This is a genomic window from Rhodoblastus sp. 17X3, assembly GCF_030056575.1.
GTDB lineage: Bacteria > Pseudomonadota > Alphaproteobacteria > Rhizobiales > Beijerinckiaceae > Rhodoblastus.
In genome coordinates, this window is the sequence record NZ_JASHHX010000016.1 from 35,753 (window position 1) to 60,393 (window position 24,641).

Sequence of the window (24,641 nt, forward strand, 5' to 3'; positions counted from 1 at the left end):
GGCGGCGAGACGCCGTTTGACGACGAAAGCGCCGCCGCTGTCAATCGAAAGCGGCCTCGCGTCCAGCGCGCGCCGGAAAGAAATCTCTTAGAACGGATGGTACTGGAACATCCAGATTTCGGAGATCGGCTTGTCGCCGAGCTTCAGGAAAGCGCGCAACTCCACCGGGTCCTTGCCCTCGATCCCGGCCACATCGAATTGCACCCGCCAATGGCCCGGCACTTCGTCGGGCACGGCCTCGATCATCTGATAATGGCCCAGATGGCCGCGCGAGGTTTCCACGACCAGTTCCGGCTTCACGCCCTTGGGCAGGTCGGCGAGGGCGCCGCCGAGAAATTCAACCATGAACTTGCGCACGCCTTTCGGGCGCGGCTGGCCGGGCTGGCCGCCATTGCCGAGGCGCGTGGCGACGACCTTGGCGAGACCGCTGGGGAAAGGCTCGTCGGCCAGCCAGTGCAGCCGGAAGGAGAAGTTGAATTCCGATCCCGCGACGGCGGGCGCGGCGGGAACCCACATCACCACGATATTGTCGTGGATCTCGTCATCGGTCGCCAGTTCGACCAGATGGATCGCGCCCTTGCCCCAGTCGCCCTTGGGCTCGACCCACAGGCTTGGGCGGCGGTCGTAATAGACGCCGTCGATGTAATGGTCGAACACGCGGTCGCGCTGCAGCAGGCCATAGCCCTTGGGGTTATTGTCGCTGAAGGCGGAGGCCATGACGTGCGGGGGATTGTTGAGCGGGCGCCACAACCGGCCGCCCCAGCCGGTCCACATGGCGAGGCCGTCGGAATCATGCACTTCCGGGCGCCAGTCCACGGCGGTCTGCTTGGCGGTTTCCGAGAACCAGTACATCGAGGTGAGCGGCGCGATTCCGAAGCGCACCACGTCGCCGCGCAGGAAGAAAGCCTGGTCGATGTCCATGACCACGCCTTCGCCGCGCGTCATCACGAATTTCACGGCGCCGACGATCTTGGGCCCTTCGAGCAGCGCATAGACCGTGACGGAATCGCCGGATTGCGGCCCGATATAGATCTTGGTGAAATCAGGGAATTCCTCATTGCGATCCGCCACGGCGGTGTCGATGGCGACGCCGCGCGCGGAAAGGCCATATTGATGCAATTCGCCGATGGCGCGGAGATAGGAGGCGCCGAGGAAGGCGACCCAATCGTTTTTATGCCAGTCGAATTTTTGCGAATCCTTGGCTTCCTGAAAGCGGAAACCGGCGAAACCCGCGCCCTTCGGCAATTGCCGGGCGGGGGAATCCGCCGGCATGTCGAAATAGCTCGGATCATAGATGATCTCGCGCGCGCTGTTGTTTTCCAGCACGTAGATATCGACGGCCTTTTTGAAGAAACGGCCGAGATGGAAGAAGGTCACGGGGAAGCGGTTCGGCCCTTCCGCATAGAGCGCGAAGGAATCATTGAAGCGGATCTTGCCCCAGGCGTCGTAGTCGATGGACTGCAGCAGGTCGGGCGCAGGCGTCGCCGGGCCGCGATAGGGCTCGCCCGCCATGGTCCTGGCCTGGGCCTTCAGCGTCTCGAAGGAAAAGGGCTGGGCGGGGCCGAGCTTCAGCCCCGGCGCGGCGGCGAGCGCGGGCGCGCCGCCCGATCCGGCCAGCCCCGCGACGGACGCCAGGGCGATGGTCTTGCCGAGAGTTTTGCACAGGGTCCGGCGATCAAGGGTTCTGGTCATGGCTTTTGTCCGAAATCGGTTCGGCGTCCGGCCTTGAGGGCCGGGCGGAACGGCCAGACTAGCCGGAAAAGGTTTTTCTTCGGTTGCGGGAGCGTCGGGCTCGCGGTCAGCGGCGGACGGGCTCGTGCGCGATGGCCGTGCGCATGAAGTAATAGAGTCCGAAGAAGCCGATCGCGACGAAGGCGAGCTCAATGGCCCGGGCCCAGCCCGCGCCGAGCTGGAACAGGCCGCCAAGCGCCCAGCCGGCGGCCCATGAGGCTCCGACCAGCTCTGTGCCGACGAGGATGGCCAGGGCGGCGAGGGTGCGCGCATTGGTCCAGTTGATGGGCTTTTTCTCGGGCATGCCAGCGATCCTGTTTGAAGGACTGATCTAAACCAGAGTTAAGGCCGTGGCAATGTTGCGCCGCTTGTGGCGAAGCGCGATTTGGGGCAGAAAGCCCCGGTCCGCGGCGGTTGCGCCGCTTCATCAGGAAGAAATGACCAGATGGCCCGTTCCGCCTCCCCTTTCACTGGCGTTCGCCGCGCCGCGCTTGTCCTTTCGTTCTGCGCGACGGCGCTGACCCCCGCGCTGGCCCAGACTCCCGCTCCGGCCCCCGCACCCGCCCCGGCTCAAGCGCCCGCGAAGGCCACGAACAAGGTGCTGGCGACCGTCAATGGCTCGGACATCACTGAACTGGACGTCGCCCAGGCGCGCGAGGACGTGGGCTCGACCCTGCCCAAGCAGATGAACGACGCCGCCCGTGACAAGGCCCTGCTGGATTATGTCATCGACCTCAAGCTTGTGACGCAGAAGGCCATCACCGAGAAGATGGACCAGACGCCCGATTTCCAGAAGAAGATGATCTATTATCGCGAAAAGCTGCTGATGGAAGGCTATCTCGGCCAGGTCGCCAAGGACAGCACCACCGACGCGGCGATGAAGGCGACCTATGACGAGGCCGCCAAGGCGCAGAAGCCGGAAATCGAGATTCACGCCCTGCATATTCTCGTCCCGACCGAGGACGAGGCCAAGACGGTCGAGAAGCGCCTGAAGGCGGGCGAGGATTTCGGCAAGCTCGCCGATGAACTGTCCAAGGATCCCGGCTCCAAGGGCGGCGATCTCGGCTGGTTCACCAAGGACCGCATGGTGCCGGAATTCGCCGACGCCGCCTACAAGCTTGAGCCCGGCCAGGTCTCCGACCCGGTCAAGACCCAGTTCGGCTGGCATGTCATCAAGGTGCTGGACAAGCGCACGAAGCCCTTCCCGCCGATGGATCAGGTCAAGGATCAGCTCGAGCGTTTCGTGGCCCAGCGCGCGCAGAGCGAGGCGATCCTGAAACTGCGCGAGGCCGCCAAGATCACCCGCACGGACGAGCCGAAGGCGGATGAGGCCAAGCCCGACGCCGCCAAGCCGGCCGAAGCGCCGAAGAAGTAAGCCAGAGATCGAGAAGCCCCGCTCCGGCGGGGCTTCTTCATTTGGCGCGCGGCTCTTCCCGCTCCGCTGCGACGGCGGCGCGGAACGCCGCGACGAAATCCGCCAGTTCGGTCTCCGGCAGATCCGTCACCGCGACATAGGAGCGGTCGAAATCGCTCCAGCGCGCGACATGATAGCCGTCGAGCCGGCTGGTCGCGATCGTTTCGCCTGCGCCTCCCGACAGCGGCAGTTCCGTCACTTCAATGCGATGTTCGCGGCGGCGATAGACGAGCGTTGGCGCGATTCGTCCGTCCAGCGCCTCGACCCGGCCGCCAATGAGCGGAAAGCCGGCCGAGGCGAGATCCACGGCGGCGACAGCCAGCGGGGCGCGGCTGGCGAGCCAGGGTTTCACCACATGGCGGTCGCTGGTGGCGACATCCACGCTTTGGCCGCCGATCTGCGTGCGCATGAAGGCGGAAACGAGGGCGCGCTCGTCCTGCGGCTGCGCTGGGCGCAACAGGCCGCCGCCATAGCCGAGAAGCGCGCCGAGCAACAGGCTGGCCGCCAAAGCGGGCGGCGGCGCGGAAAAGAGCCATGGCCTCTGACGCGGCGGCGCGCCGAGCGCGGCCATGCGGGCGCGCAGATGCGCCGGCGCAGGCTCGATCGGCGCGGCGCGGCGCAGGGCTTCTTCCAGCGAGGCCATGCGGGCGAATTCGGCGGCCAGCGCCGGATCTTCGGCGCAGGCGCGCTCGAAAGCGAGCATTCCGGCGGCGTCGAGTTCGCCGTCCAGCGCCGCCTGAAGCCGCAGGGCTTTTTCGTCCGCCTCCGTCACTTTTTTGCTCCCAAGGCTTGGGCCAGAGCCGCGCGGGCCCGCGCGAGGCGCGACATCACGGTGCCGACTGGCGCCGCCGTAGCCACGGCGATGTCGCGGTAGCTCAGGCCATGCACCGCGCGCATCAGCAGGGTTTCGCGCAGGGCCAGCGGCAATTCTGCGAGCGCGCCGCGCAGGGCCGCGCCTTCGTCGGCGGCGATCAGCCGCGTTTCGGCGTCGGGTCCCGGCTCGGCGGCCGAAAGCCGCCCGTCGCGTTCGAGATCGCCGATATCGGCCGGGCTTGGCGGCGCGCGGCGGCTCAGAAAGGTCAGCGCGACATTGCGCGTGATCGTCAGCATCCAGGCGCGCGGCTTTTCAACCTGCTGGGTCTCAAGCGCCGCCAGCGCCCGGAGGCAGGCCTCCTGCACGATGTCTTCCGCGTCGGCGCCGTTGCCCGCCAGCGATTTGGCAAGCGAATAAGCCGCGTCGAGATGGGGTAGCGCGACGGCGGCGAAGCGCCGCCGCGCCAGATCGCTGGCGGTCACGAACGAGCGCACTCCAATTCAGCGGGCGCGCGTCTTCAGAAATTCGATGACGTCGGCGCGATCCTGCTCATTGTCGAGATGATAGAACATTTTTGCTCCGGGCAGGAATTTTTGCGGATCGGCGAGCCATTGGTCGAGCGTCTTTTCGTCCCAGGCGACGTTCGAGTTTTTCAGCGCGTCGGAATAGGAATAATCCGGCAGCGATCCCGCCTTGCGGCCATAGACGCCGCGATGGCGCGGGCCGACTTCATTCTTGTCCAGCGAGTGGCAGTCCTGACAGCCCTCATACAAGGCCTCCCCGCGCGTCGCGTCGCCCGCCGCCAAGGCGGCGGAGGGCAGGATGAAGGCGGCGCCGAGCGCCAGCAGCAAGATGGATTTGTTCATGTCCCGCCTCACCCTGCGAGCGTCGAATCTGTGATGGCGAGATGCGCATTGCCGGGCGCATAAACGACGTCGGTGATGCCGAGCACGCTGCGCAATTGCCCGGGGGGCACTTTCAACGGGCCGGGCGCGGGCGCCGTTCCGGGCGCCGGCTGCGGAAAGGCCGTCGAGCGCGCGGTATGGAAGGTCGCGTTGCCCTCGATCTTCTGCATGGTCTGATGAATATGGCCGTTGAGCACGGTGAGCGAGCCGAAGCGGGCGAGCAGCGCGAGCGCGGCCAGCGAATCCTGCGTGCCCCAGCCCCATTCCGGCGCGATGGTCCAAAGCGGAATATGGCAGAACACGACGATGGGGGTGGAATCGGTCTTGTCGCGCAGATCGTCGGCGAGCCATGCGAGCTGCGCGCCGCCGAGCGAGCCGAGGCCATTGGCCTTGAGGTCCGTGACATTGTTGAGCGAGATGAAATGCACGCCCTTATGGTCGAAGGAGTAATAAGCTCCGTCGCGCGCGCCCTTGCCGAAGCGCTCCATATAGGCCTTGGCCGTGGCCGCATCGAGGATGTCATGTTCGCCGGGCGCGTAATGCACGTCGAGCTTGAGCCGCGCGATGGATTTGAGCGCGATGTCGAATTGCTCCGGCGTGGCGGTGTGGGTGATGTCGCCGGTATGGATGATGAAATCGGGCGGCGACGGCAGCGCGGCGATCTTGTCCAGCGCCTCGTTCAGCGTGGCGGCGGGGTCCGGATTGACCGGCTTGTCGAAGCCGATATGGCTGTCGGAAATCTGGACGAAGGTAAAGCCCGCGTCCTTGGCCTGCGCCGAGCCGAGCAGGCGCGAAACGGGCGCGCCGCCAGCAAAACTCCACACCATGCCCGTCCCGGCCCAGGCCATGCATTCCAGTAGTCGCCGGCGGCTTGGTCCGGCCTTCATCGCCTCGTCATGTTTCGCCATGAATCTCTCCGTATCGCAGGGTTGCGACTTAGAGACTCGAAGTGCGGGCGCTTTATTCCCCGAGGCGGAGAAATTTTCGCGAAAGAAGGGCGGCCTGCGGCGCCGATGCGACTTGACGCCCGGGCGCAAGGCGACGACTAATCCGCCCGCCGTAATTCTGAAGGGACAATCCCATGGCCGCTGCCGCCCCTGTTTCTCCCCTCGCGCCGAAGGTTTTCGCCGAGCTTCCGCCGCTCGACGGCGTGCGTCTCGCCGCTGGCGCCGCCGGCATCCGCTATCAGGGCCGCACCGACGTGCTGCTGGCCGTGTTTGACCATGGCGCGACGGTCGCCGGCGTTTTCACCACCTCCAAATGCCCTTCCGCGCCGGTGGACTGGTGCCGCGAAAAACTGCGTGGCGGCCGCGCCCGCGCCTTGGTCGTCAATTCCGGCAACGCCAACGCCTTCACTGGCAAAGCCGGACGCGAGGCGGCCGAGCTGACGGCGAAGCTGGCGGCGAAGGCTGTCGGCGCGGATGAGGGTGAAATCTTCCTGGCCTCGACCGGGGTGATCGGCGAACCGCTCGACGCGACGAAATTCGAGGGCGTGCTGGACCGGCTGGCGAGCGAGGCGCGCCCCGAAGGCTGGCTCGACGCCGCCCGCGCCATCATGACCACCGACACTTTTCCCAAGGTCGCCACGGCCAAGGCCGAAATCGACGGCGTCGAGGTGACCATCAACGGCATGGCCAAGGGCGCGGGCATGATCGCGCCGGATATGGCGACCATGCTGTCCTATGTCTTCACCGACGCCGCGATCTCGTCCGAAGCGTTGCAGAAGTTGCTCTCGAAAGGCGTCAAGACCACGTTCAACGCCGTGACGGTCGACAGCGACACCTCGACTTCCGACACCTTGATGCTTTTCGCCACCGGCGCGGCGGAAAAGCGGGGCCAGAAGAAGGTCAAGAAGGCAGGCGACAAGCGCCTGAAGGATTTCGTCGCCAAGCTCGAAACGGTGTTGCTCGATCTCGCCCAGCAGGTGGCGCGCGACGGCGAAGGCGCGCGGAAATTCATTGAAGTGCGGGTGACTGGCGCCGAGGACGACAAGGCGGCCAAGCGAATCGCCTTTTCCATCGCCAATTCGCCGCTGGTGAAAACGGCGGCGGCGGGCGAGGACGCCAATTGGGGCCGTGTGGTCATGGCGGTTGGCAAGGCCGGCGAAAAGGCAGAGCGCGACCTGCTGTCGATCTGGTTCGGCGATATCCGTGTCGCCCATGAGGGCCGCCGCGACCCGGATTATGACGAGGCGGCGGCGAGCGCTGTCATGAAGCAAGACAAGATCGTGATTCGCGCCGATATCGGCGTCGGCAAGGGCGAGGCGACGGTCTGGACCTGCGACCTGACCAAGGAATATGTCGCTATCAACGGCGATTACCGCTCCTGAGGCGCACTGAAAAATGAAACTTCTGCTGGTCGTCGCGGCGGCTCTGATCGACGCCGACAATCGCGTGCTGGTGGCGCAGAGGCCCGAGGGGAAGAACCTCGCGGGTCTCTGGGAATTCCCCGGCGGCAAGGTGGATCCGGGCGAGCGGCCCGAACAGGCGCTGATTCGCGAGCTGCGTGAGGAGCTGGGCGTCGCGGTAAAGGAGCCCTGCCTCGCGCCCCTGACCTTCGCCAGCCACGCCTATGAGGATTTCCACCTGCTGATGCCGCTTTACGTCTGCCGGCGCTGGGAGGGCTTTGTGGCCTCGCGCGAGGGCCAGGCCTTGAAATGGCTGCGCCCCAATCAATTGCGTGACGTCCCGATGCCCCCGGCGGACGAACCGCTCATTCCGGCCCTGATTGAATTGCTGGCCTGACCTGCGCGGTTCATTCAGGAACTATTCATGCTTTTGCGCATAAATACCCTTTCGCAACGCAGCATTGACGGAGCCTTAACGGCTCCTTAGATGATCGGGCGAAAAGAAGGCGCGGGCGTAAAATCTGCAAAATTCATAATGGAATCAATGCAGAAAAATGCCTAAAGTTCGGGCTTGAACTTTATGTTGCGATGCAACATATTAGACTCTGACGTGAGGAAGCGTTTTCGGAGGTCCGAGCAACAGCGGCGCATTGCCGCGGAAGGACAAGGAATAACCACATGGAACAGATGATGATCCATGGCGGGGTCATACGCAGGTTATGGCCGGCCGATCTCTCGGCGTTTCGGGAGCATCTCTTGCGCCTTGATGCGCAGAGCCGGTTTGACCGCTACGCAATGTCGGTCAACGACGATTTTCTGATCCGCTATGCCGAGCGCTGCTTTGGCATCGACGACGTGATCTATGGCTATTACGTCGATGGCGTCTTGCGCGGCGCCGGCGAATTGCGGGCTGTCGGCAATAATATCATCGGCGGCTCCGTCGAGGCGGCGTTCAGCGTCGAGAAGGACTGGCGCCGCCGCGGCGTCGGCACCGAGCTGATGTCGCGCATCGTTCGCGCGGCCCGCAACCGCCGCGCCGACGCGCTCTATATGTCCTGCCTCGCGAGCAACGCCGCGATGCAGGCCCTGGCGAAGAAATTCTCTGCCGATCTGCGCTTCGAGACTGACGACATGACCGGGAAACTGGTCGCGCGCGATCCGACGCCGGCTTCGGTGTGGAGCGAATTCGCCGACAATGCGACGAGCTTCGCCACGGCCATGCTCGACCTGCAGACCCGCGTGTTCTCGCTGCAGCCGCGCGCGTAACGACAAGACAGGACCCGCCGCCCCGGCGACCGGCCCAAGAACCCGAAATGACCCCGGAATGATCAACGAAAAAGGCGCGCCTCACGGCGCGCCTTTTGCGTTTGGACCTATGCGGCAGGTTCAGACCTGCCGCTCGATCATCATGTTCTTGATTTCCGCGATCGCCTTGGCCGGATTGAGGCTCTTCGGGCAGGCGCGGGCGCAGTTCATGATGGTGTGGCAGCGATAGAGCCGGAAGGGGTCTTCGAGATTGTCGAGACGCTCGCCGGTTGATTCGTCGCGCGAATCGATCAGCCAGCGATAGGCCTGCAGCAGGGCGGACGGACCGAGATAGCGGTCGCCGTTCCACCAGTAGGACGGGCAGGAGGTCGAGCAGCAGGCGCAGAGGATGCATTCATAGAGGCCGTCGAGCTTGCTGCGGTCCTCGGGCGATTGCAGCCATTCCTTTTCCGGCGCCGGGGTCGAGGTCTTGAGCCAGGGCTCAATCGCGGCGTGCTGGGCGTAGAAATTGGTCAGGTCCGGGACGAGGTCCTTGACCACCGGCATATGCGGCAGCGGATAGATCTTGACCGGCGCCTTCACATCGTCGATCGCGCGGGTGCAGGCGAGGGTGTTCTCGCCGTCGATATTCATGGCGCAGGAGCCGCAAATGCCTTCGCGGCAGGAGCGGCGCAGCGTCAGGGTCGGATCGACCTGGTTCTTGATGTAGAGCAGGGCGTCGAGAATCATCGGCCCGCAATCCTCGCGGTCGACGTAATAGGTGTCGATCGACGGATTGCGGCCGTCATCCGGGTTCCAGCGATAGATCTGGAATTCGGTGACCTTTTTGGCGTTGGCGGGCTTGGGCCAGCTCTTGCCGCGGCCGACAACGGAGTTCTTCGGTAGTGCGAGTTCAACCATCGGGATTGCTCTCTCTCATCGCGCCGCCCGAGGGCGTGTTTCTTGGCGAGAATTTTGGCGAGAAATGGTGGGCCGGGGCTTGGCCCCGGCCGGGATTGACCTCAGTACACGCGGGCTTTCGGCTCGATATAGCTGACTTCGTCGGTCATGGTGTAGTTGTGCACCGGGCGGTAATCGATGTTCACGGTCTTGGCCGCGTCATCGATGGTCGCCAGGGTATGCTTCATCCAGTTGACGTCGTCGCGGTTCGCATAATCCTCGCGGGCGTGGGCGCCGCGCGATTCCTTGCGGTTTTCGGCGCCGACCATGGTGACCGCCGCCTGCACGATCAGATTGTCGAACTCCAGCGTTTCGAGCAGGTCCGAGTTCCAGATCAGCGAACGGTCGGTAACGCGAAGATCGTCGCGGCCCTGCCACACGTCATGGATGAGCTTCACGCCTTCTTCCAGAACCTCGCCAGTGCGATAGACCGCGCAATTGTTCTGCATGACTTTCTGCATCCGCAGGCGCAGTTCGGCGGTCGGCGTGCCGCCATTGGCGTGGCGGTAATGGTCGAGGCGCGACAGGGCGAGATCGGCCGAGTTCTCCGGCAGATTGTCCTGCTTGGCGCCCGCCTTGACGATTTCCGCGGCGCGGAGGCCCGCTGCGCGGCCGAACACCACGAGATCGATCAGCGAGTTGGAGCCGAGACGGTTCGCGCCGTGCACGGACACGCAGGCGGCCTCGCCGAGCGCCATCAGGCCGGGCACCACCACGTCGGGATTGTCGCCCTTCTTGGTCAGCACTTCGCCGTGGTAGTTCGTCTGGATGCCGCCCATGTTGTAGTGGACGGTCGGCAGGACCGGGATCGGCTCGCGGGTGACGTCCACGCCGGCGAAAATCTTGGCGCTTTCCGAAATGCCGGGCAGGCGCTCGTGCAGGATTTTCGGATCGAGATGGTCAAGATGCAGGAAGATGTGATCCTTGTTCTTGCCCACGCCGCGGCCTTCGCGGATTTCCATGGTCATCGCGCGCGAGACCATGTCGCGCGGCGCCAAATCCTTCACGGACGGCGCATAGCGCTCCATGAAGCGCTCGCCGGCCGAATTGGTCAGGTAGCCGCCTTCGCCGCGCGCGCCCTCGGTGATCAGGCAGCCCGCGCCGTAAATGCCGGTCGGGTGGAACTGCACGAATTCGAGGTCCTGCAGCGGCAGGCCCGCGCGCAGAACCATGCCGCCGCCGTCGCCGGTGCAGGTATGGGCCGAGGTGGCGGAGAAATAGGAGCGGCCATAGCCGCCGGTCGCCAGGATGACGAGCTGGGCGCGGAAGCGATGGATCGTGCCGTCGTCCATTTTCAGACAGACGACGCCGCGGCAGCGGCCTTCCGCGTCCATGATCAGGTCGATCGCGAAATATTCGATGAAGAACTCGGTCGAGTTCTTCAGGGCCTGGCCATAAAGCGTGTGCAGCATGGCGTGGCCGGTGCGGTCGGCGGCGGCGCAGGTGCGCTGGGCGGGCGGGCCGCGGCCGAAATCGGTAGTCATGCCGCCGAACGGGCGCTGATAGATCTTGCCGTCCACGGTGCGGGAGAAGGGCACGCCCCAATGCTCCAGCTCATAGACGGCGGCCGGCGCGTTGCGGCAGAGATATTCGATCGCGTCCTGGTCTCCGAGCCAGTCGGAGCCCTTGACGGTGTCGTACATGTGCCATTTCCAGTTGTCCGGACCCATATTGGCCAGCGAGGCGGCGACGCCGCCCTGAGCCGCCACGGTGTGCGAACGCGTGGGGAAGACTTTGGAAATGCAGGCTGTGCGCAGGCCCGCCTGCGAGCAGCCGACGGTGGCGCGCAGACCCGCGCCGCCCGCTCCGACCACCACGACGTCGAAAGTGTGGTCCACGATCGGATAGGCCTTGCCGCCGATGGCCGCCTTGGCGGGGGCGTCGTTCGATGCCATTGGATGAACCCTTAGCGAGAAATTGCGGACGCCGGGGCGGCGGGAAGCCGCGCCCGGAAACGGGAATCAGGTGAAGCTGAGGCGCAGCACCGCATAGACGGAGGCGGCGCCCAGAACGAGGCCGAAGCAGGTATTGGCCATCAGGGCCAGGTGCTTGGCGTGCGTCCCGTGGATATAGTCCTCGATGATGACCTGCATGCCGAGCGTCATGTGATAGATCCCGACGCCGACGAAGAGCAGCAACAGGATGGCGGGGCAGGGCGAGCCGAGCAGGATGCGCGCGCTCTGGAAGTCCCGGCCGGCGAGCGACAGCACGATCAGGATGAAGGCGATCGTCAGCGGCAGCAGCGCGAAGGAGGTCAGCCGCATCAGCCAGGCGTGATGCGTGCCCGACTTGGCCGATCCGAGAAAACTGACCCGCGCGCGGGGCGTTAGGAGAGTGGATTTCTGAGCCATGGAGCAAGCCTCAGCGGATGATGAAGGAGACGATCCACAACAGGACCGTGAGGACGCCGGCGGCGGCGAAGGAGCCGATCGCGAGGCGGTCGCGCGATTCGGCGTCGAAGCCCTTGCCGGCGTCCCAGATCGCGTGGCGCAGGCCGCCCATCAGATGGAGCAGAAGGGCGAAGGTATAACCGAACAGGACCAGTTGGCCGAGGAAGGAGCCGAAGATGGCCGAGGTGAAATTGAAGCTGTGGGCGTCGCCGGCAGCGGCGAGCAGATAGGCCGCGAGCAGAAGGGTGCCGGCATAGAGCGCGGCGCCGGTGACGCGATGCGCGATCGAGGCGGCCATGGTCGGCGACCACTTGTAGATCTGCATGTGCGGAGAGAGCGGGCGGCGCTGCTCCAGCGGGATCGAGCTGGGTTCGGCCTCGGCCATGGGAATCACCCTTCCTGTTCGGACTGAGTTGGCGAGGGTCCGCGGAGCGCGGGTCGCGCCCATGGAACCTAAATTAAACCTAAGAGGTCGGAAACATTCACTAATCGAAACGCGTGCGCTGCGCAATGACAACGCCCTCAACCATTCGATGTAAATCGGGCGCCTGAAAATCGAGCAAATTTCATGGGGAGGCCCGGCGAATGCCTTGCTTTCGCAATGCAAACCGGCGAAACCTTATACCGTTGGAGAATTCGCAGTTGAAACCTTTTTCTTCCAGACGGTTGCCGCTCGCTGGCCTGTTGGCCGCCGCCGCGATCCTTCTTTGCCTCCCGGAGCGGGCTTCGGCCTCGGCGCGGTTGACCATCGAATCCGGCGGAATTTCGCGTTCCGCCGTGGTAGTGTTGCGCGAGCGGCTGAAATTGCGCCGTCGGCCGCTGATCATCGTGCTGCATCGGAGCGGCGGACTCGGCGCTCGCGTCCGGCCTGGGCTGGGGCTGGAGAGGGCTGCGCAATCCAACGCACCGATTTTCGTCTATCCAGAAGCGGTCAGTGGCGGCTGGCCGGCGAATCCCGGACCGGACGCGGACCGCGATCTCAAATTCCTGCGCGACCTGGTGGATCATTACGTCGTCGACGGCTCTGTTGACCCGCGCAAGATTTTTATCGTCGGCGTCTCGTCCGGAGGCGCCTTCGCCTATCGCGCCGCCTGCGCCGGAATCGGCCGCCCGGTGGCTGGGCTGGCGACGCTGATTTCCGCCATGCCGAACGATCTGGCGAATTGCGCGCCTTCGGCGCCGCTCGCCTATATGTCGGTCAGTGGTCAGGCGGACCCGCTGGTTCCCTATGCCGGGGGCAAGACGACATTTTCGGAAACCGCCTTCAACAGCTTGCCTGCGGAAGGGGCCCTGGCGGTTTTCGCCAGGATCAACGGCTGCGGCGCGCGACGCGAAGACCGTCCGATCCCCGACCGCGACAAGAGCGATCATTCCAGAGCCTATGTCCTGTCCTATGCGGGTTGCAAGGCGCCGGTGGAAATGATTCGCGTCGATGGCGGGGGGCATCGCATCCCGGGCCACAAGTCCGATCCGCAGATCGAGCCGGTCGGAGGCGAAAACAATGATTTCGACGCCAGCCGCGCGGTCTGGGACTTCCTGAAGCACAACGGCGCCTGAGCGGCGCCGTATGAACATTCCGAAATTCAAATTTATTGATCCATGTCATTGCGGCCGCGTCGCGATGGCATGGACAGAATCGGCAATAGGGCTTTAGGCCCTCTTTTTTTTTAGCGAAATCCGTATTATGGCAAATGCACGCGAGGCGGCGCGCGTGGCGCGGCGCCCTTTTCATCGCCTGTGTCTGATTGCCGCGCCCTATGTTCCGGCGGCTCTTTCAGCATTCGACAGATCCGGCGCAGGCCGCCACATTTGAGGATTCCCATGAGCAGCGACGCCCATCCCGCCGACAATACCGAAGCCAAGGACATCAAGATCTTTGTCGCGGTGGTCTTGCTCGTGATCGTCGCGGCGGTCGTGCTCGGCTTCACATTCGGCCTCGGCGGCATCGGCGCGCTGGCCATTTTCGCCGCGGCCGCGATGCTTCTGCTCTGCGTGCTGCTCACGGCTGGCTGATCGGCCTTCGCGCCCGCATGAAAAAAACCCCGCGACATCGTCGCGGGGTTTTTTGCTGTCCGCCTTCAGCGCGGGATCAGCGCCCAATAGTCGAGGTCGAGAATGACGCTCGGGTCGTAGCCCTCGCCTTGCTTGAAGGGATGGGCGGCCGTGGGCTGGTCCTTGGTCGCGATGGTGCGCAGGCGCAAGGCGCCGACGTCGTCGCGGCCATGGATTTCGGCGCGCTCCAGCACTTCGGTCCAGGCGAAGACCGTCAGGCCAGCGAAAAGCGGGCTGACATGGCGACCGCCATTGATGGCCGCGATATGGAAAGCGTTGGCGAGGCCGTTGAAGCTCAGCGCGCGGGCGAGCGAAATGACATGGCCGCCATAGATCAGGCGGCGGCCGAAGCGGCCCTGGCCCTCGGTATATTGGTTGAAGTGGACCTTGGCGGTGTTCTGGTAAAGGCGGGTGGCGAACTGGTGCTCGGCCTCCTCGACCGTCATGCCGTCGACATGGTCGATGCGCTCGCCGGGCAGGTAATCGCCCCAGCGATGGGGAGATCCGGCCAGCGCGAAATCATATTTGCGCGGGTCGATCACCGGGCAGGCGTCGCCGAGCTGGTCGGGCGCCAGCGCGCGCGGCAGTTGCGGCGTGACCTCCGCCGGCGCCGGCGAATTGGGATCGCGCTTGCGCACCATCACCCAGCGCACATATTCGAGCACGCAGTCGCCGCGCTGGTTGAAGCCGCGCGAGCGGACATAGACGACGCCGGTCTGGCCGTTGGAGTTTTCCTTGAGGCCGATGACCTCGGAAGTTGAGGAGAGCGTGTCGCCCGGATAGACCGGGACGAGAAAGCGGCAATCGGCATAGCCGAGATTGGCGACGGCGTTGAGCGAAATGTCCGCCACGGTCTTGCCGAACACGATGTGGAAGACCAGCAGATCGTCGACCGGGCTCTTGGGATAGCCGATCGAATGGGCGAAGGCGTCCGAGGACTGGACCGCGAAGCGGGGACCGTAAAGCGCGGTGTAAAGGGCGACGTCGCCCACGGTGACGGTACGCGGCGTCGCATGGACGATCACCTGACCGAGCTGGAAATCCTCGAAGAAATTGCCCGAATTGGTCTTGCTCATCTGTGCCCCCAAGCCCTGTGCCGCAAGCCCCCGGAGTTGCGGCGCGAAATCGCGCTTCTGCGTTTAGGGCATGGCGGCGCGTGTTGGCAATGGCGCCTTTGTGGCCCGCGCTCAGGAAACCAGCGCCAGCAGCCGCTCGGCAAGCGCATCCGCGTCGCCTTCCAGGAACAGGGTTTTCTGGCGCGAGGTTGCGCCGGAGGTCAGGCGGATGCGCGAGGCCGGGACCTTGAGGGATTTCGCGACAAGGGCGATCAGGGCGTCATTGGCCTTGCCGTCCTCGGGAACGGCCCGCACCCGCGCTTTGAGCGCGCGGGCGCCGTCGGCGCGCGTCTCCACGCCTTCCAGCGCGTCGCGTGAGGATTTGGGCGTCAGCCGCACGTGGAGGTCGATTCCGTCCGCGCGGCGGCTCCAGAAGGGCGCGCCGTTGGAGGTCACATCGTCGAGGCGAGCAGGGCCCGGGCGAGCGCGTTCAGCTCCATCTGGATGAAGGAGAGCAGCAGCAGCAGAACGATCGGCGAAATGTCCATGCCGCCGATCGGCGGCAGAAAGCGGCGAATCGGGCGCAGCGCCGGCTCGGTCAGCGCGTTGACGCCGTTCCAGACCGACCGGACGAAATCATTGCGCATGTTGATCACGTCGAAGGCGAGCAGCCAGGACATGACCGCCATGATGATGATGACCCACCAATAGAGGTCGAGGGCCATATCGAGCACCCGGAACACGGGAAGGATGAAAGCGGCGGCGGACATTGCGACTCCGGTCCAGGTTCGGATGCGGCTTTTTAAAGCTTTGCGGGCGCGTAAACAAGTTTTCCGGAATTTCGCGCGGAAATCGCGCGGAAATCTCCTGCGCAGATTGACAGGAAAGCGCGCGCGCCCTAAACACCCGCTCCGGAGCGGGGCTGTAGCTCAGATGGGAGAGCGCTGCAATCGCACTGCAGAGGTCAGGGGTTCGAATCCCCTCAGCTCCACCAATCCGGCTTCATAACTTGATGATTTCGCCAAAACTTGGCTTTAATCGGCTACTTGGCTGTAGTCGGCATTGAGCCGCGGCGTCGTCCGACGAATTCCCCGCGAGCGCCGGCTTCGCCACGATTCATTATTCGCAGGAATTTGCCGATCCAGCCTGTTGTCTCGGCCGGGCTTTGTCCGCAGGATGGCTGGCAGGCGTTGGACTGAACCGAACGCACGCAAGTTTTGCAGGACAGCTCATGCGCCGAATAGCCGTCGCCACCCTGATCGCGCTGAGCCTGTGCGCGTCCGCCGCCGCCCAGTCGAGCGACGAGGCCTTCAAAACCTCCTTGCAAAAAGCGCTCGACGCCTATGTGGCGACTCGCGGCGAGTCGGAACACATCTCCGCAGCGTCTTTGAGCGTCAGCCTGAAGGGCGCCGGAGAGGCCGTCAACCTCGCGGCTGGAACGACGAAATACCCGGACGCGGGCGCGAAGGCTGCGCCGGCCGACCTGTTCGAGATCGGCAGCATCACGAAGTCCTTCACCTCGGTCGCCATTCTGCAGCTCGAAGCCGCAGGGAAGCTGACGATCGAGGACAGACTCGGCAAGTGGCTGCCGCAATATCCCGAATGGAAGGACGTCACGATCCACCGGATGCTCGACATGACGAGCCCCATTCCCGGCTATGACAATCAGCCGTCCATCGCCAGGATCATGGGCGAGGATCCCGACCACAGGTTCACGCCGGAGGAGCTGGTCGCCTCGGCTTACCCGCATGACGGCGAGCCCAAGCCCGTCAGCGGCTGGACCTATTCGAACACCAATTACATCCTTGCCCAGATGATCGTCGAAAAGGCCGGCGGCAAAGCCTATGCGGATGTCGTGCGCGATCTCGCCGAACAGGTCGGGCTGAAGAACACTTTTTACGAACAAAACCTGTATCCGGCATCGATTACCGACCGCATGGTCTCCGGCTATTTTTTCAACCACGATCCCGACGACAAACTGCTCGCGCCGCTGCTCGGGCGCGACGTCAAACACGACAGCGTCTCCTGGATGCAGGGCGCCGGCGGCGTCGTCTCGTCGATGGAGGACGTCTCGCGCTGGGCGCGCGCGCTCTATGAGGGACCGCTGTTGGCCGACAGGCAGCGCCACGAACTCATGACGCTCGTCTCCGACAAGACCGGCGAGCCCATCGCCGCGCCTTCCGAAGAGCATCCGAGCGCGTTCGGGCTCGGCGTTGGCGCGGGCATCCGCCCGGCGCTCGGCGTCTATTGGTACTATCAGGGAATGACGCTGGGCTATCGCGTGCTCTATGCCTATTTCCCCGATAACGGCGCGGTCATCGTCGTGGGCCTCAACAGCCAGCCCGACGACAAGCAGAACAAGAATGGCGCGTTGCTGGAAGAGGTCTATGGCGTGTTGCAAAAGGCCGGCAAAATCCCGTCGCGCCCCTGAAGCGCAAGGCGAGGCTCACGGCCCCGCCTTTTTTGCGCCATTCGCCGCTCAGGGCGGCCGCGCGCCATATTTTTGGCTCAAGTTTGTGCGCATCATTCAAGATTGGGCAGAATTTTGCTCGCGGAGGCTGGACCTTGAGCGACCAATTGATTTCTCCCGTACAATGCCGGATGGCGCGGGCCGGGCTTGGCCTCACGGCGGGGGCTCTGGCCGAACGCGCGCAAGTCTCCAAAGTCACTCTTTCCGATTTCGAACTGGGCAAGCGCTCGCCGATGCCGCGCACGATCGCTGCGATCCGCGCGGCGCTCGAGCAGGCGGGCATGGAATTCATCGACGCCAATGGCGGTGGCGCAGGGGTGCGGCTGAAGGCGCAAACATCGGACGCGATCATCTCGCTGGAAGACCTGAACGCGGAAAACGACAACTAGCCGCCACAGGATTTTGGATCGCCCGCCGATGCGAAAGGCGCGACGGAAGTCGCGACGAGGGGGCAAAATGACGACGATCCGGCAATTGCTTCAGGAAAAGGGCGGCGAACTGGTCACGATCGGCCCCGACGCCAAGGTTTTCGACGCGATCAAGGCCATGGCCGACCGCAATGTTGGCGCGCTGGTCGTGATGGAGGGCGGCAGAATGGTCGGGCTCATCACCGAGCGGATTTACGCGCGGGAAGTGGTGCTGAAGGGCCGGACCTCGCCGACCACGCTGGTCCGCGAGGTGATGGCGACGGATGTGCCCTACGCCAGGCCCGAGCAATCGGTCGAGGAAAGCATGGCGGTGATGACGCGGACGCGCTTCCGCCATCTACCCGTCTTCGAGCGCGGCGAACTGATCGGGCTGATCTCGATGGGGGACCTCGTCAACGCCATCATCGGCCATCAGGAATTCACCATCGAGCAATTGCTGCATTACATCCAGCACTAGCCGTGATGCGACGCTCCGAGGCCGGGCGCCCGCCAGCGCACCACGCCCAGCCCGAGCAGGGCGAGCGCGGTGAAGCCGGCGCCGGCGAGAAAGGTCGCCTGCGCCCCGGCCGCGTCCCATAGCGTCCCGGCCAGAACGCTTGCCGCCAGCAGGGCCAGTCCGCCGAGCAGGTTGAAGACGCCAAAGGCCGTGCCGCGCAGTTCCGACGGGGCGGTGTCGGCGACGAGCGTCGCCAGCAGCCCCTGGGTCAGGCCCATGTGCAGGCCCCACAACAGGATGCCGATGGACACGCCCAGCAATCCGTCCGAAAAGGCCAGCCAGACATCCGCAGCGATCAGCAGGGCGAAGCCGATCAGCAACACGTTGATCCGGTTGGTCCGATCGGACAAGACGCCCGCCGGATAGGCGGCGAGCGCATAGACCACATTCATCGCCACCAGCACCATCGGGATCAGGACGAGCGGCAGGCCGACCATTTTCGCCCGCAATATGAGGAAGGCTTCGCTGAACCGCGCCAAAGCGAACAGCGTCGCCACCGTCACCACCAGCCAATAGCTCGGCCCGAGCTTTCGCAGCTCATGAAAACTGAGCGGAAAGCGAATCTTGCGCTGGCCAGCGGGGCGCTCCGGCTCATGCACCGCGAGCAGGAGCAGGCCGACTGACAGGAAGGCCGGAATGACCGCAACCCAGAACACCGCCAGGAAACTCCCGCCGGTGAGCGCCATCAACGCGATGGCGAGAGCCGGTCCGAGAAAGGCGCCGACGGTGTCCAGCGACTGGCGCAGGCCGAAACTCGCGCCGCGGAGATGGGCGGGCGCGATGTCGGCGACGAGCGCGTCGCGGGGCGCGCCCCGGATACCCTTGCCGATCCGGTCGACGAAGCGCGCCGCGACCAGCCAGCCGATCGACCCGGCCAGCGGAAAAACCGGCTTGGTGACCGCGGCGAGGCCATAGCCGATGACGGCGAGCAGCTTGCGCTTGCCCAACAGGTCGGAGATCGCGCCCGAGAAAATCTTGATGATCGAAGCCGTGGCTTCGGCGATCCCCTCGATCAGTCCCACCGTCGCCATCGACGCGCCCATGGCGGTCACGAGATAGACCGGCAGCAGCGCATGAATCATCTCGGATGAAACATCCATCAGCAGCGAGACGAAGCCGAGCGCCCAAATGCCGGAGGGGATCTCCTTCAAACGCGCGACGCCGCGCGCCAATGGCGCGTCCTTGGTCGCCTTCCCGACGGATTTCATGGCTTTGCCGCCGCCGCGCCGTCAAGATATTCGATGGCCCTTTGAAGCGCCTGAAGATCCTGCGGACGGGAGAGGCGGTGGTCGCCGTCCTTGACGAGGGTGATGGTCGCAGGGTCCGAGGCGAGGCTCTCGACCAGCCGCATGGCGTGGCGCCAGGGCACGTCGGGGTCCGCCATGCCTTGCAGGATCGACACCGGGCACCAGGTGCGGATTTCGCCGCCGAGCAGGCTGTTGGCGCGGCCATCCTCGAACAGCGCGCGGGTCAGGGGATAGCCCTCGCCATAGGCGTTGGCGGGGCGCATCCACACGCCCTTGCTTTCGATGGTCCGGCGCACGGCTTCCGGCAGTTGCGGCCAGATCAGCGCCTCGGTGAAGTCCACCGCCGGCGCGATCAGGACCATGCCGGCGAGGCGGTCGGCTTCGCCGGCCTGAGCCAGCGCACGGGCGAGCAGCAGCGCGATCCAGCCGCCCATCGAGGAGCCGATCACGATCTGCGGTCCTTTCGTGAGGGCGCGGAAGATGGCGAGCGCCTGTTCCGCCCACAGCCCGATGGTCGCTTCGGCGAAGTCGCCTTCCGATTCGCCATGGCCGGAATAATCGAAGCGCAGGCAGGCGCGGCCCTGGGCCTCGGCCAGCGAATCGAGGAATTCGGCCTTGGTTCCGCGCATGTCGGAGCGGAAGCCGCCAAGCCAGACCAATCCGGGAACGGCGTTTTCCGCGCGCGCCGGGCGGGCGAGCCAGGCGAGGCGCGGCGCGCCGGGGCCGGTGGAGAAAAGGGCGGCTTCTTGCGGGGCGATCTGGGTCATCTGGCGAAGGGTCCGCGTCAGGTTCATGCCGCCGCGCCCTTCGGCGCGGATATCATCGGTCATTTTTCAAAACCCGATGATATACAGTTCCGACTATGATTCGTCGTTTGTAATGCGGGAGCAGGCATGACGCCATGGGGCGTGGAAGGCGAGGTTGACAGCCAGGCCCTGTTCGGCCGTACGATTCTTCAGATCGTTCCGGCGCTCGACGCCAGCGCGCTGGCTTGCGTCGAAGTGGCGGCGAGCCTTGCCGACGCGGGCGCGCGCGCCCTTGTCGCCGGCGCGCCCGGGCGGTTGGCGAGCGAACTGCAGGCGCGCGGCGGCATTTTCGTTCCCATTGCGGCGGCGACGCTCAACCCTTGGCGCTCCTGGCTCAACCGGCGGCGGCTTGCGCGTCTGGCGCTGCGCGAAGGCGTCGAACTGATTCACGTCCATGCGGGCGCCGGCGCCCGCGCCGCGCTTTATGCGGCCAAACAGGCGCGCGTGCCGCTGGTTGCCGATTACGAGCCGGATTCCGCCGTGCTTGACGCCAATTCCCTGATTTTCTACTCGCGCGCCGAAATGGAAGCGGCGGTCTCGCGCCAGCCGAATCTCGCCGCCAAGGCCTTTCGCGGCTTGCGCGGCGTCGATCTGCGCCAGTTTTCGCCCGAGGCTGTCGATTGCGGGCGCGTTCGCCGCCTGCGCGAGGCCCTGGGCGTGAAGCCGCATGTCAGGCTTGTCGTCGCTATCGGCCTGCCGCCGGAGCGGCGCCAGATGTTTCTCGCCGCGGCGGCCCAGCTCAAGGCCAAGGGTTTTTTCGCCAATGAGGCGCAGGACGCCCGTTTCGTCTGGCTGCGCGGCGAGGGCGAAGAGGCTTCCGACGCCTTCGACGCCGAGGCTGCGCGGCTCGGCCTCGGCGGCGCCGTATTGCAGATCGATTGGCCGGACCGCGCCGCCGCCTGCCTTGCGGCGGCCCTCGTGGTCGCGCCCGCGGGCGAGCCGACGCTGTGTATCGAGACCCAGGCGCTCGGCGTCCCGCTCGCCGTGTTGCAGACGTCCGGCGCGGCAAGCGTGGTCGAGGAGATTTGTGCGCCGCCGCAGGTCGAGCCGGCGCAGCGTACGGGCTGGCTGATTCCGCCGGGGCCGCCGGCGGGCCTGATTCGCGCGGTCGAGGAAGCCGTGCGGCTCGGCGCGACTGCGCGGGAAAATCTCGTTCATCACGCCCGCGCCCACGCCCGGAACTTTTCGGCGGAGCGCATGAACGCCTTGACGCTCGCGATCTACGCCCGCCACTTCGGCGCAGGCGAATAGGCTGGGCCGCAAGAGCGCGATTTTGAGCGTGATTTGCGTCAATTTCGCGCGACGATGGCAATTGCGGAATTGACTTTACTGCGCTTTATCACAATTTAGGCTATGGTTGGTCCCTGCGGTCTCGGTCGCGGGGGTTTTTGCCGTAGCCGTCTTTTTCCCGAGTTCCGAAAGGAACGCCGACCACGCCCGCCGCGTGGCCGCTAATCCCAATTTCCCGGTCGCCCGACCTCTTTTGCCGGTCGCGTGACTTCGTTTCCAAGGAGAACACGCCATTCGCCGTCCCATGAAAGCCCCCCCGGTTCCGCAGAAGGAGGGACCTCGCACCAACCGGGAGATTCGAGTCCGCGAGGTACAGCTGATCGATTCGGAAGGCCAGAATCGCGGCGTCGTCGATATTCTCGAAGCCTTGAGCCTGTCGGAAGAGCAGGGCCTCGACCTGGTCGAGATCGTGCCCAACGCCGAACCGCCGGTCTGCAAGATCCTCGATTACGGCAAATATCGTTTCACCGAGCAGAAGAAGGCCGCCGAGGCCCGCAAGCGACAGAAGATCGTCGAAATCAAGGAAATCAAGCTCCGTCCGGGCATTGACGACCATGATTACGACACCAAGATGAAGGCCGTGCGCCGCTTCTTTGAAGAAGGCGACAAGGTCAAGTTCGTCCTGCGCTTCCGCGGCCGCGAAATGGCCCATCAGGAACTCGGCTTCAAGGTTCTGGAGCGGGTCAAGGCGGAAACCCTCGGCCTCGCCAAGATCGAGCTGGAGCCTTCGATGGAAGGCCGCCAGATGATCATGATCCTGGCGCCCAAATAAGCCAAAAGCCTTGCCGCTCAGGCGCTTGCCTGAGCTGCGCCGTTGGTTCATCCTGTCCGTCCGGCCGCTTCCGGCCGTCGGACGGGGGGAAACATGACGCAGGTTATTGCGCGTGAAAAAATCGATCCGGCGCGGCTCAAGGCCATCGTCGTCGGCTCGCTTGGCAATCTGGTCGAATATTACGACTTCTACGTCTACGCCGCCTTTTCGCTCTATTTCGCGCCCTCCTTCTTTCCCGGCACGGACCCGATCGCGCAGATGCTGGCCTCGGCGGGCGTTTTCGCGCTGGGCTTTTTCATGCGCCCGGTCGGCGGCTGGCTGTTCGGCTATATCGGCGACCAATATGGCCGGCGCATCTCGCTGATGCTGTCGGTTCTGATGATGTGCGGCGGCTCGCTGGTGATCGCGCTGACCCCCGTCTATGCCCAGATCGGCGTCTGGGCGCCGGTGCTGCTCGTGATGGCGCGCCTCATTCAGGGCCTGAGTCTTGGCGGCGAATATGGCGCCAGCGCCACCTATGTCGCGGAAATGGGCGATTCCGGCCGGCGCGGCTTCTATTCCAGCTTTCTCTACGTGACGCTGATCGGCGGCCAGCTTGGCGCGCTGGCCGTGTTGCTGATCCTGCAAAATCTCGTGCTGACGCCGGAGCAATTGCGCGCCTTCGGCTGGCGCATTCCCTTCTTTATCGGCGCCGCGCTCGCGCTCTTCGCGCTGTGGATGCGGCGCGATCTTGAAGAAACCCAGGCCTTCCAGCATGCCAAGGCGAAAGGCCACGAGACGGGCCTGCGGGCGCTCTGGGCGCATCGCCGCGAGGTGCTGATCGTGATCGGCCTCACCATGGGCGGCACGCTGGCCTTCTATGTTTATACGATCTACATGCAGAAATTCCTCAAGCTCACCGTGGGGCTGACGGATGCGCAAAGCACCTGGGTCAGCGCCGCCTCGCTGGTCTTTGCGCTTTGCCTGCAGCCGATCTATGGCGCGCTCTCGGACCGCATCGGCCGCCGCCCCGTCCTGCTCGCCTTCGGCGTTCTGGGCACGTTCGGCACGGTTCCGCTTATGACGGCTTTGTCGCACGCGAAAGGACCCTGGGAGGCCTTCGCCTTTGTCGCGCTCGGCTGGATCATGACCGCGCCCTATACGTCGATCAACGCTGTGGTGAAGGCCGAGCTGTTTCCCGCCGCCCTGCGCGCGACGGGCGTCGGCCTGCCCTATGCGCTGGCGGTGTCGTTCTTCGGCGGCACGGCGGAATATATCGCCTTGTGGTTCAAGCAGCAGGGCATGGAAAGCGGCTTCTATTATTACGCCAGCGGAGTCATCTTCTGCTCGCTGCTGGTCTATTTCTTCCTGCCCGACACCAAGAAGACCTCGGTGCTCGACCGCGAGGCGATGGAAGTGCTGGAATAGGCCGAGGCGCCGTCAGCCAAAGGCCTTAACCAAGGCCGCCGCCCGTCTCCTCGGTCCAGCGCGTCCACGCCCAGCGCAAGCCCAGCACGAGGATCGAGCCGAGAAAGGCGGCGAGGAGGTCGCGCGCGGAAATGGAAACCTTGTCCAGGCTGGGCAGGAGGTTCAACAGCTCGAAAAATGCGCCGCCGACGATCGCGCCGGCGCAGCCCAGCGCGAGATTTGACAACAGCCCGAAGCCGGCCTTCTGCCAGGTGACGACCCGTCCGGCCAAAGTGCCGCCGATCAGGCCGACGACGATCCAGGTGACGAGATTGGCGAGCGTGAACATGGCGGCTTCCTCAACTTGAACCCAGCGGTCCAGCCATCATGGCCATCGCGCCGGCTTCGTCAATGAAGCGCGCGCCGTCTCAATTGAGCGCCGCGCCGCATTGGAACCGTCACGCCCCTTGCCAAAAGCGCCCATTTGCCCTTATAAGCGCCGCTTCGATCCGCCCGGCCAGTTAGGGCTGCCGTGGCGGATCATTTCGCTCGTTTAAGAGACGAAGGGCCGCAAGGCCGCAGCGCGGCAGGTCGCAAGACCTTTTCGCCGCCAGACCAAGAGAGAGCAAAATGCCCAAGTTGAAGACCAAATCGGGCGCGAAAAAGCGCTTCAAGATCACCGGCACCGGCAAGGTGGTTTACGCCCAGCGCGGCAAGCGCCACGGCATGATCAAACGCACGAACAAGCAGATCCGGAACCTTCGCGGCACCAACGTCATGTTCAAGACGGATGGCGACAACGTGAAGAAATATTTCCTGCCCAACGGCTGATT

General features: G+C 64.7%; 29 protein-coding genes and 1 tRNA gene. 14 read left to right on the forward strand and 16 right to left on the reverse strand.

The window, feature by feature from the left end; translation table 11 throughout:
- Positions 1–87 precede the first annotated feature (87 nt).
- A complete protein-coding gene (locus QM467_RS14540) occupies positions 88–1,692 on the reverse strand; it encodes a glucan biosynthesis protein (RefSeq protein WP_283367059.1) in 1,605 nt (534 codons plus the stop codon).
- 106 nt (positions 1,693–1,798) lie between these two features.
- Positions 1,799–2,035, reverse strand: a complete 237-nt coding sequence (locus QM467_RS14545) for a hypothetical protein (protein ID WP_283367060.1) — start codon at positions 2,033–2,035, stop codon at positions 1,799–1,801.
- A 141-nt stretch (positions 2,036–2,176) separates the two neighbouring features.
- Between QM467_RS14545 and QM467_RS14550 the strand changes: the two genes are divergently transcribed.
- A complete protein-coding gene (locus QM467_RS14550) occupies positions 2,177–3,106 on the forward strand; it encodes a peptidylprolyl isomerase (protein WP_283367061.1) in 930 nt (309 codons plus the stop codon).
- A 37-nt stretch (positions 3,107–3,143) separates the two neighbouring features.
- Here the strand turns inward: QM467_RS14550 and QM467_RS14555 are convergent, their stop codons facing one another.
- The 4 genes from QM467_RS14555 to QM467_RS14570 are packed head-to-tail and all read right to left on the reverse strand — an operon-like array spanning position 3,144 to position 5,772.
- On the reverse strand, positions 3,144–3,917 hold the full coding sequence (locus QM467_RS14555) for an anti-sigma factor family protein (protein WP_283367062.1): 774 nt from the start codon (positions 3,915–3,917) through the stop codon (positions 3,144–3,146).
- Positions 3,914–4,441, reverse strand: coding sequence for a sigma-70 family RNA polymerase sigma factor (locus QM467_RS14560; protein WP_283367063.1), 528 nt, complete (start codon positions 4,439–4,441; stop codon positions 3,914–3,916). The genes QM467_RS14555 and QM467_RS14560 overlap by 4 nt, the downstream gene beginning before the upstream one ends.
- 18 nt (positions 4,442–4,459) lie before the next feature.
- Positions 4,460–4,825: a c-type cytochrome gene (locus QM467_RS14565; RefSeq protein ID WP_283367064.1), complete on the reverse strand. Its 366-nt coding sequence runs from the start codon at positions 4,823–4,825 to the stop codon at positions 4,460–4,462.
- Positions 4,826–4,833: 8 nt separating this feature from the next.
- Positions 4,834–5,772: a metallophosphoesterase family protein gene (locus QM467_RS14570; RefSeq protein WP_283367065.1), complete on the reverse strand. Its 939-nt coding sequence runs from the start codon at positions 5,770–5,772 to the stop codon at positions 4,834–4,836.
- A gap of 173 nt (positions 5,773–5,945) precedes the next feature.
- Here QM467_RS14570 and argJ point away from each other — a divergent pair, with 173 nt between their 5' ends.
- The 3 genes from argJ to QM467_RS14585 all read left to right on the forward strand — a co-directional run bounded on the left by argJ (position 5,946) and on the right by QM467_RS14585 (position 8,477).
- On the forward strand, positions 5,946–7,193 hold the full coding sequence (gene argJ / locus QM467_RS14575) for a bifunctional glutamate N-acetyltransferase/amino-acid acetyltransferase ArgJ (protein WP_283367066.1): 1,248 nt from the start codon (positions 5,946–5,948) through the stop codon (positions 7,191–7,193).
- A gap of 13 nt (positions 7,194–7,206) precedes the next feature.
- The gene (locus QM467_RS14580) at positions 7,207–7,608 is read left to right on the forward strand and encodes a (deoxy)nucleoside triphosphate pyrophosphohydrolase (protein WP_283367067.1); all 402 of its coding nucleotides are present in this window, start codon (positions 7,207–7,209) and stop codon (positions 7,606–7,608) included.
- A 281-nt stretch (positions 7,609–7,889) separates the two neighbouring features.
- The gene (locus tag QM467_RS14585) at positions 7,890–8,477 is read left to right on the forward strand and encodes a GNAT family N-acetyltransferase (RefSeq protein WP_283367068.1); all 588 of its coding nucleotides are present in this window, start codon (positions 7,890–7,892) and stop codon (positions 8,475–8,477) included.
- A 120-nt stretch (positions 8,478–8,597) separates the two neighbouring features.
- Here QM467_RS14585 and QM467_RS14590 read toward each other — a convergent pair whose 3' ends face one another.
- The 4 genes from QM467_RS14590 to sdhC form a co-directional block, all read right to left on the reverse strand.
- Entirely contained in the window at positions 8,598–9,377 is a 780-nt protein-coding gene (locus tag QM467_RS14590) for a succinate dehydrogenase iron-sulfur subunit (protein WP_283367069.1), read from the reverse strand.
- Positions 9,378–9,478: 101 nt separating this feature from the next.
- Positions 9,479–11,311: a succinate dehydrogenase flavoprotein subunit gene (gene sdhA, locus QM467_RS14595; protein ID WP_283367070.1), complete on the reverse strand. Its 1,833-nt coding sequence runs from the start codon at positions 11,309–11,311 to the stop codon at positions 9,479–9,481.
- A gap of 66 nt (positions 11,312–11,377) precedes the next feature.
- A complete protein-coding gene (gene sdhD / locus QM467_RS14600; RefSeq protein WP_283367071.1) occupies positions 11,378–11,767 on the reverse strand; it encodes a succinate dehydrogenase, hydrophobic membrane anchor protein in 390 nt (129 codons plus the stop codon).
- 10 nt (positions 11,768–11,777) lie between these two features.
- Positions 11,778–12,191, reverse strand: coding sequence for a succinate dehydrogenase, cytochrome b556 subunit (gene sdhC / locus QM467_RS14605; RefSeq protein WP_283367072.1), 414 nt, complete (start codon positions 12,189–12,191; stop codon positions 11,778–11,780).
- A gap of 257 nt (positions 12,192–12,448) precedes the next feature.
- Here sdhC and QM467_RS14610 point away from each other — a divergent pair, with 257 nt between their 5' ends.
- Complete coding sequence (locus QM467_RS14610) at positions 12,449–13,363, forward strand: alpha/beta hydrolase family esterase (RefSeq protein WP_283367073.1); 915 nt, start codon at positions 12,449–12,451, stop codon at positions 13,361–13,363.
- 264 nt (positions 13,364–13,627) lie between these two features.
- On the forward strand, positions 13,628–13,819 hold the full coding sequence (locus tag QM467_RS14615; RefSeq protein ID WP_283367074.1) for a hypothetical protein: 192 nt from the start codon (positions 13,628–13,630) through the stop codon (positions 13,817–13,819).
- 65 nt (positions 13,820–13,884) lie between these two features.
- Here QM467_RS14615 and QM467_RS14620 read toward each other — a convergent pair whose 3' ends face one another.
- The 3 genes from QM467_RS14620 to QM467_RS14630 form a co-directional block, all read right to left on the reverse strand.
- Complete coding sequence (locus QM467_RS14620) at positions 13,885–14,934, reverse strand: MaoC family dehydratase (protein ID WP_283367075.1); 1,050 nt, start codon at positions 14,932–14,934, stop codon at positions 13,885–13,887.
- Positions 14,935–15,045: 111 nt separating this feature from the next.
- The gene (locus QM467_RS14625) at positions 15,046–15,369 is read right to left on the reverse strand and encodes a DUF167 family protein (protein ID WP_283367076.1); all 324 of its coding nucleotides are present in this window, start codon (positions 15,367–15,369) and stop codon (positions 15,046–15,048) included.
- Positions 15,366–15,683: a YggT family protein gene (locus QM467_RS14630; RefSeq protein ID WP_283367077.1), complete on the reverse strand. Its 318-nt coding sequence runs from the start codon at positions 15,681–15,683 to the stop codon at positions 15,366–15,368. The genes QM467_RS14625 and QM467_RS14630 overlap by 4 nt, the downstream gene beginning before the upstream one ends.
- A gap of 148 nt (positions 15,684–15,831) precedes the next feature.
- Between QM467_RS14630 and QM467_RS14635 the strand changes: the two genes are divergently transcribed.
- The 4 genes from QM467_RS14635 (at position 15,832) to QM467_RS14650 (ending at position 18,268) form a co-directional block, all read left to right on the forward strand.
- Positions 15,832–15,907: transfer RNA gene (locus QM467_RS14635), tRNA-Ala, on the forward strand.
- Between the two features lie 237 nt (positions 15,908–16,144).
- Complete coding sequence (locus tag QM467_RS14640) at positions 16,145–17,344, forward strand: serine hydrolase domain-containing protein (RefSeq protein ID WP_283367078.1); 1,200 nt, start codon at positions 16,145–16,147, stop codon at positions 17,342–17,344.
- 134 nt (positions 17,345–17,478) lie between these two features.
- On the forward strand, positions 17,479–17,772 hold the full coding sequence (locus QM467_RS14645) for a helix-turn-helix domain-containing protein (RefSeq protein WP_283367079.1): 294 nt from the start codon (positions 17,479–17,481) through the stop codon (positions 17,770–17,772).
- Between the two features lie 67 nt (positions 17,773–17,839).
- Complete coding sequence (locus tag QM467_RS14650) at positions 17,840–18,268, forward strand: CBS domain-containing protein (RefSeq protein ID WP_283367080.1); 429 nt, start codon at positions 17,840–17,842, stop codon at positions 18,266–18,268.
- Here the strand turns inward: QM467_RS14650 and QM467_RS14655 are convergent.
- The gene (locus tag QM467_RS14655) at positions 18,265–19,515 is read right to left on the reverse strand and encodes an MFS transporter (RefSeq protein ID WP_283367081.1); all 1,251 of its coding nucleotides are present in this window, start codon (positions 19,513–19,515) and stop codon (positions 18,265–18,267) included. The genes QM467_RS14650 and QM467_RS14655 overlap by 4 nt on opposite strands.
- Complete coding sequence (locus QM467_RS14660) at positions 19,512–20,321, reverse strand: alpha/beta hydrolase (protein ID WP_283367125.1); 810 nt, start codon at positions 20,319–20,321, stop codon at positions 19,512–19,514. Before QM467_RS14660 ends, QM467_RS14655 begins: the two co-directional genes overlap by 4 nt.
- A 126-nt stretch (positions 20,322–20,447) precedes the next feature.
- Here QM467_RS14660 and QM467_RS14665 point away from each other — a divergent pair, with 126 nt between their 5' ends.
- From QM467_RS14665 to QM467_RS14675, 3 genes are all read left to right on the forward strand, one after another.
- Positions 20,448–21,611 (forward strand): glycosyl transferase, encoded by a 1,164-nt coding sequence (locus QM467_RS14665; RefSeq protein ID WP_283367082.1) that lies wholly within the window; start codon positions 20,448–20,450, stop codon positions 21,609–21,611.
- 283 nt (positions 21,612–21,894) lie between these two features.
- Positions 21,895–22,422, forward strand: coding sequence for a translation initiation factor IF-3 (gene infC, locus QM467_RS14670; protein ID WP_283367083.1), 528 nt, complete (start codon positions 21,895–21,897; stop codon positions 22,420–22,422).
- 93 nt (positions 22,423–22,515) lie between these two features.
- Positions 22,516–23,829, forward strand: coding sequence for an MFS transporter (locus QM467_RS14675; protein ID WP_283367084.1), 1,314 nt, complete (start codon positions 22,516–22,518; stop codon positions 23,827–23,829).
- A gap of 25 nt (positions 23,830–23,854) precedes the next feature.
- Here the strand turns inward: QM467_RS14675 and QM467_RS14680 are convergent, their stop codons facing one another.
- Positions 23,855–24,157, reverse strand: coding sequence for a GlsB/YeaQ/YmgE family stress response membrane protein (locus tag QM467_RS14680; RefSeq protein ID WP_283367085.1), 303 nt, complete (start codon positions 24,155–24,157; stop codon positions 23,855–23,857).
- 281 nt (positions 24,158–24,438) lie between these two features.
- Here QM467_RS14680 and rpmI point away from each other — a divergent pair, with 281 nt between their 5' ends.
- Positions 24,439–24,639, forward strand: coding sequence for a 50S ribosomal protein L35 (gene rpmI, locus QM467_RS14685; protein WP_283367086.1), 201 nt, complete (start codon positions 24,439–24,441; stop codon positions 24,637–24,639).
- The last annotated feature ends 2 nt before the right edge of the window (positions 24,640–24,641 follow it).

Bases quoted from the DNA above. Each gene is read 5' to 3' on its own strand.
- QM467_RS14540 (WP_283367059.1), bottom strand. From the start codon at position 1,692: ATGACCAGAACCCTTGATCGCCGGACCCTGTGCAAAACTCTCGGCAAG.
- QM467_RS14545 (WP_283367060.1), bottom strand. From the start codon at position 2,035: ATGCCCGAGAAAAAGCCCATCAACTGGACCAATGCGCGCACCCTCGCC.
- QM467_RS14550 (WP_283367061.1), top strand. From the start codon at position 2,177: ATGGCCCGTTCCGCCTCCCCTTTCACTGGCGTTCGCCGCGCCGCGCTT.
- QM467_RS14565 (WP_283367064.1), bottom strand. From the start codon at position 4,825: ATGAACAAATCCATCTTGCTGCTGGCGCTCGGCGCCGCCTTCATCCTG.
- QM467_RS14570 (WP_283367065.1), bottom strand. From the start codon at position 5,772: ATGGCGAAACATGACGAGGCGATGAAGGCCGGACCAAGCCGCCGGCGA.
- argJ (WP_283367066.1), top strand. From the start codon at position 5,946: ATGGCCGCTGCCGCCCCTGTTTCTCCCCTCGCGCCGAAGGTTTTCGCC.
- QM467_RS14580 (WP_283367067.1), top strand. From the start codon at position 7,207: ATGAAACTTCTGCTGGTCGTCGCGGCGGCTCTGATCGACGCCGACAAT.
- QM467_RS14585 (WP_283367068.1), top strand. From the start codon at position 7,890: ATGGAACAGATGATGATCCATGGCGGGGTCATACGCAGGTTATGGCCG.
- QM467_RS14590 (WP_283367069.1), bottom strand. From the start codon at position 9,377: ATGGTTGAACTCGCACTACCGAAGAACTCCGTTGTCGGCCGCGGCAAG.
- sdhA (WP_283367070.1), bottom strand. From the start codon at position 11,311: ATGGCATCGAACGACGCCCCCGCCAAGGCGGCCATCGGCGGCAAGGCC.
- sdhD (WP_283367071.1), bottom strand. From the start codon at position 11,767: ATGGCTCAGAAATCCACTCTCCTAACGCCCCGCGCGCGGGTCAGTTTT.
- sdhC (WP_283367072.1), bottom strand. From the start codon at position 12,191: ATGGCCGAGGCCGAACCCAGCTCGATCCCGCTGGAGCAGCGCCGCCCG.
- QM467_RS14615 (WP_283367074.1), top strand. From the start codon at position 13,628: ATGAGCAGCGACGCCCATCCCGCCGACAATACCGAAGCCAAGGACATC.
- QM467_RS14620 (WP_283367075.1), bottom strand. From the start codon at position 14,934: ATGAGCAAGACCAATTCGGGCAATTTCTTCGAGGATTTCCAGCTCGGT.
- QM467_RS14630 (WP_283367077.1), bottom strand. From the start codon at position 15,683: ATGTCCGCCGCCGCTTTCATCCTTCCCGTGTTCCGGGTGCTCGATATG.
- QM467_RS14640 (WP_283367078.1), top strand. From the start codon at position 16,145: ATGCGCCGAATAGCCGTCGCCACCCTGATCGCGCTGAGCCTGTGCGCG.
- QM467_RS14650 (WP_283367080.1), top strand. From the start codon at position 17,840: ATGACGACGATCCGGCAATTGCTTCAGGAAAAGGGCGGCGAACTGGTC.
- QM467_RS14655 (WP_283367081.1), bottom strand. From the start codon at position 19,515: ATGAAATCCGTCGGGAAGGCGACCAAGGACGCGCCATTGGCGCGCGGC.
- QM467_RS14660 (WP_283367125.1), bottom strand. From the start codon at position 20,321: ATGACCCAGATCGCCCCGCAAGAAGCCGCCCTTTTCTCCACCGGCCCC.
- QM467_RS14665 (WP_283367082.1), top strand. From the start codon at position 20,448: ATGACGCCATGGGGCGTGGAAGGCGAGGTTGACAGCCAGGCCCTGTTC.
- infC (WP_283367083.1), top strand. From the start codon at position 21,895: ATGAAAGCCCCCCCGGTTCCGCAGAAGGAGGGACCTCGCACCAACCGG.
- QM467_RS14675 (WP_283367084.1), top strand. From the start codon at position 22,516: ATGACGCAGGTTATTGCGCGTGAAAAAATCGATCCGGCGCGGCTCAAG.
- QM467_RS14680 (WP_283367085.1), bottom strand. From the start codon at position 24,157: ATGTTCACGCTCGCCAATCTCGTCACCTGGATCGTCGTCGGCCTGATC.
- rpmI (WP_283367086.1), top strand. From the start codon at position 24,439: ATGCCCAAGTTGAAGACCAAATCGGGCGCGAAAAAGCGCTTCAAGATC.